The 4812-nt window shown below is 35.8% G+C and carries 5 protein-coding genes; all 5 read left to right on the forward strand.

Annotation, left to right across the window (positions count from 1 at the left end; all coding sequences use genetic code 11):
* Window positions 1–311 precede the first annotated feature (311 nt).
* Window positions 312–1736, forward strand: a complete 1425-nt coding sequence (locus IKV95_RS10230) for an MFS transporter (RefSeq protein ID WP_069119336.1) — start codon at window positions 312–314, stop codon at window positions 1734–1736.
* A 152-nt stretch (window positions 1737–1888) separates the two neighbouring features.
* On the forward strand, window positions 1889–3022 hold the full coding sequence (locus tag IKV95_RS10235; protein ID WP_051457229.1) for a DmpA family aminopeptidase: 1134 nt from the start codon (window positions 1889–1891) through the stop codon (window positions 3020–3022).
* A gap of 109 nt (window positions 3023–3131) precedes the next feature.
* Window positions 3132–4016 carry a PucR family transcriptional regulator ligand-binding domain-containing protein gene (locus IKV95_RS10240; protein WP_069126413.1) on the forward strand — a complete coding sequence of 295 codons (885 nt, stop codon included), beginning with the start codon at window positions 3132–3134 and terminating at the stop codon, window positions 4014–4016.
* On the forward strand, window positions 3968–4309 hold the full coding sequence (locus IKV95_RS10245; RefSeq protein ID WP_069126411.1) for a helix-turn-helix domain-containing protein: 342 nt from the start codon (window positions 3968–3970) through the stop codon (window positions 4307–4309). The genes IKV95_RS10240 and IKV95_RS10245 overlap by 49 nt, the downstream gene beginning before the upstream one ends.
* A 78-nt stretch (window positions 4310–4387) precedes the next feature.
* Window positions 4388–4812: aminotransferase class III-fold pyridoxal phosphate-dependent enzyme (locus tag IKV95_RS10250; protein ID WP_287451771.1), on the forward strand; the 425-nt coding region annotated here is incomplete at its 3' end.

A 4812-nucleotide genomic window follows, 5' to 3' on the forward strand; every position in this document is an offset into this window, starting at 1 on the left:
GGGTAACGTTGTTAAACATAAAAAATAATGAAGTTTTAGTATCTTTCAAAAACCACATGCGTATAACATGTGGTTTTTTTGTGCAGATGTACAATAACAGTTAAATAAAATCACGTTGCTTTTCGTGTATTTAAAAGAGTAAACAATCGTAAGACCAGTAAAAAGAATGCGTAGGTATCGGCGATTGCTAACAAACATATAGGGCTTTTCGCCAAAAATATATGTCGGAATCCACAATGAATAATTTCACATTCAATAGTACAGTAGATTAAAGCAGAGACACTGAAAATGATAGAAAGGATGATAACAAAATGCCTATGAGTAGTGAAACGACAAAATTACCCTTCAAAATAAAACTTTCGTATTCAATGGGACAAATTGGAGATAGTCTAGGTTATAATATGTATTTTTTCTTCTTTCTTTTTTTCTTGACAGATTATGTTGGCGTGCCACCAGCTTTAGCAGGAACGATTTCATTGGTAGCGATTTTATGGGATGCTGTGTTTGATCCAGTAGTGGGACATATATCGGATAATATGCGTTCGAAATATGGTCGAAGACGTCCCTTGATGATAATGGCTGCATTACCATATTCAATCTTTGCTTTTTTAATTTTTAACAGTATTAGTTTGGGAACACAAGCGACATTTATCTACTTTTTAATAATGACAATACTTTTTTGGAGTAGCTATAAATTTTTTGTTATTCCGTATTTTGCTTTGGGTGCTGAACTAACAAATGACTTTAATGAGCGAACAACTTTACGAGCATGGTCGAGTGTGGGCTTATACGTTGCTGTAATGGTAGCATCCGCATTACCCCCTTATTTATTAGCCTTATTTGAAAAAAGCGGTATGTCTGGTCAACTGAGTTGGCGGATTATTGGTGGTATCTTTGCCGTGGGAATTCTGCTAAGCGCTTTTATTTGTTGGCACTTTACGCGTGGAAAAGAAATATATAAGCACGAAGAGCAAAAAAATAACACAATGAAAAAATCTTCACTGGTCAAAGCATTAGCCCAAATAGTGAAATTGAAACCGACTAAATTTTTGGCAGGATCAGTGTTCTTTTGGGCAGTTGCTTCAACAATGGCAATGGGCGGATTAATCTACCTGATGAAATATAATCTTGGGTACGGAGCAGAAAGGCAATCACTTTATTTTATTATTAATAGCTTAGTATGTATTGTTTGGATAGTATTTATTAACAAAACAGCCCGACATTTTGACAAGAAGCATGTGTACGCCTGTTTTCTAGGAATAGGTTCATTAGGATTGCTTCTCTTCAGTATGACGGGCTTTCCTAGCTTTGCGATTCTACTGATATTTTGTGTTGTTTTCTGTCTAGGAGACAGCACCTATTGGACACTCTACTACTCGATGATGTATGACATTTGTGAATTAGATGAGTATGTCAATGACAGCCGACGAGAAGGTGTTGTAACAGCTGTAATGTCCTTCTCGCAAAAACTTGGTGCCGCTTGCGCCACTTGGATTACAGGAATGTTACTCGCTTTTGGTGGTTATGAAGGGGCAATTGAGAACCAAAGCGAGAGTGCACACCAAATGATTTTATACGTTAATACGCTTATGCCAGGAATTTTTGGTAGTTTAGCAGTATTAGCGATATTATTCTATCCAATTACTAAAAAACGCTTTGATAGTATGATGACTGCTTTACACGCGAAACGTTCACACAAAAAATACTCAGAAGAAGACTTCAAAGATATGTTATAACTACTGGTAATCGAGAGTAGTACTTATAAAAGCTGCATTAAAATTACGTTCAGCAGTGATAATCTAAGCTAAAAGTTTCTTTTTTATAAGATTAAAACAATCAATTGAAGTTGCGTATGTCACTGGTAATTTAAAACAAAGGAGGTATAAAATTGAGCAAAAAAAGAGTAAGAGAAGCGGGCTATACGTTACCTGGGAAAACAGGTGAATACAATGCCATCACAGATGTAGCAGGTGTAGAGGTTGGGTATAAAACGATAACGTTTGGTGAGCCAAGCGACTATAAAGGAGCAGGCTCTCCATTTGCAAGAACCGGCGTAACGATGATTTTACCACAAGGTAAAAAACGCAGCGCATTATTTGTTGGACGACATAATTTGAATGGTAATGGTGAACTGACCGGGACTCATTGGATGGATGATTCAGGCTATCTTCATGGCCCAATAGGGATTACAAACACTAATAGTGTCGGTATCGTTAGAGATACTCTGGCAAAATGGATGATTGATAACAATTATTATTATCCTTACATCCATGAAGGTAAACCAATTGAAGGGGTCGGGTATTTTTATCCAGTGGTTGGTGAAACATGGGATGGTTTAATGAATGATACCAACGGCTTTCATGTTACTGCAAGTGATGTATATGAAGCAATTGATGATGCTAAAACAGGACCAATTGCTGAGGGGAATGTGGGTGGAGGAAATGGCATGCAATGCCATGAGTTCAAAGGTGGAACGGGGACGTCTTCACGTGTTTTGACGGACGCTGAAGGTGGTTATACTTTAGGTGTGCTTGTACAAGCTAATCATGGCACACGCGCGTGTTTTGAAATGTTTGGTGTCCCGATTGGACGTTTGTTGAAAGGGGGTGAAGCGAGGTTAGAAACTTTTTCGCCAAAACCTGGGACAGGATCCATTATTGTTGTTATTGCAACAGATGCACCTGTATCGCCTCTTCAATTACAAAAAATTTGCAAACGAATACCAATTGCAATCGGTCGTCTGGGTGCGGGATTCGAGAATGATTCAGGAGATATCTTTTTAGCCTTTTCAACAGCCAATAATACTGCTTATCAAGATAATAAAGCAACGCTTATTAGTGATGATGCGCTGGACCCAATCTATAAAGCAACAGCAGAAGCAGTCGAAGAAGCAATTTTAAATGCAATGTTTGCAGCTGAATCGATGACTGGAAAAGCAAATAATCATTTTTATGCTTTGCCACAAGACGATGTATATAACATTTTGAAAGAATACCGTTCAGATATATTAAAAACATTTTAGTGAAAAGTCACATTAAAAATTGAATGTGAAACGAGCCTCACAACTTTTGCAATATAGAATATGACTGTGTTTTACTGTAATTAAGTTAAATTTGATTGGGGGACTAACGATGATTACAGTAAAAGAAGTATTATCTAAAAAAACTTTTCATTATTTGCAACAACATACTTCGCAAGATGATTTAACACAACTAGTTACAGGTGTGAATCGAGTTGAAAGTATCACGCTCAAACATTTAATTCAAAGAAATGAATTAGTGGTTACTACAGGAGAAGCGATGATAAACCCTATTTCAGAATGCCTGTCATTACTAAAATACATGAAAAAAGTAGGTGCGGCTGCACTTGTTATCAATACAGGGCCTTATATAAAAAAAGTGCCAGAAGAAGTTAAACTATATGCAGAAGAAGTAGGTTGCATTGTCATTGAAATGCCTTGGAGAATAAGGATTGCAGATATGACAAAAAAGATTTTTGAAGAACTAGTCAAGCGTACAAAAAGACAGAGTGAAGAAATAGTTTTTATTGAAAAATTAATTAGTAAAAAAATCACAAACGAGGAAATTCCTGTAGAAATCATCAATGATCTGGGGGAAGACTTTCTCTTTGAGGGTGTTGTCGTTATTGTAAAACAGACCAATAAACGTGAGATGGAAATAAACGTTTTCCATGAACGTCTTCGTGAACTATTTCATCAAAAATATAATAAATTTATTTCAGGTATTGTTGGACAAATGGTTGTTTTTGTAATTAATCGCTCTAGCCGAGTATCAGAGACAATGAACTTTACAAAGTTTGGAAAAGAACTTTACGCCTATTTTGACAAAAAAAAATCACCATTGCCATTGGTAAAGGTGAGAGCTATCCTAATATTACTGAAGTCTATAAAAGTTATGATGAGGCGTTACAAGTTATCACTGTGGTGCAAAATCAGGATGAAAAGTGGTTGTTTAAATATAAAGATTTGGGTGTGTACCAATTTTTATTCGCTTTGAAAGATTCGCCTATCCTACCGCAATTTTGTAAAGAAATGTTAGCTGGAGTATGGGAATACGACCGTTGCAATAACCAAAAATATTATTCTTTTTTAAGAGTTTTTCTTGAGGAAAATGGACATGCCAATGCCATTTCTAAACGATTATTTATCCATCGGAACACGGTATCTTATCGTGTGCAGCGTATTGAAAAAATTTTAGACCGTAGTTTAACAAATAATTTAGATAAAACGAGTTTATCTTTAGCGATTTTGATTGATGATCTTTTTCTTCATAATCGTGCAGATGACTAAAAAGATTGAGTTAAATGCCAATAGTTGTTTTGAAAACTATTTAGTAGACTAACCATAAGAAGATAGGAGGAATGTTTTATGTTAACCAATGACCAGATAAAAAAAGCCAATCAGCATTATGTTTTACAGCCGTGGTCTAAACAAGCAAAGCGTAATCCGAAAATTATTACTGACTCAGAAGGCATTTATTTTTGGGATGAAAATAACAAAAAATTCTATGATATGAATGCTCAACTTGTTTATGCTAATCTTGGGCACAAGCATCCCAAGATAATCGAAGCTTTTAACCAGTTTAAAGAATTAGAAATTTCAGCGCCTGGTTTTGCCTCAGAATCGAAAGCAAAGCTAGCACAAAAAATTGTAGACTTGGCACCGAATAATATGGCAAAAGTATATTTTACAACTGCTGGTGCAGAAGCGAATGAGCAAGCATTAAAAATGGCTAAAGCAATTACTGGAGGTTATAAAATATTTTCTCGCTATCGTTCATACCATGGAAGCAC

It is taken from the genome of Brochothrix sp. (genome assembly GCF_017549435.1).
GTDB classification, from domain to species: Bacteria; Bacillota; Bacilli; order Lactobacillales; family Listeriaceae; genus Brochothrix; species Brochothrix thermosphacta.

Bases quoted from the DNA above. Each gene is read 5' to 3' on its own strand.
- IKV95_RS10230 (WP_069119336.1), top strand. From the start codon at position 312: ATGCCTATGAGTAGTGAAACGACAAAATTACCCTTCAAAATAAAACTT.
- IKV95_RS10240 (WP_069126413.1), top strand. From the start codon at position 3,132: ATGATTACAGTAAAAGAAGTATTATCTAAAAAAACTTTTCATTATTTG.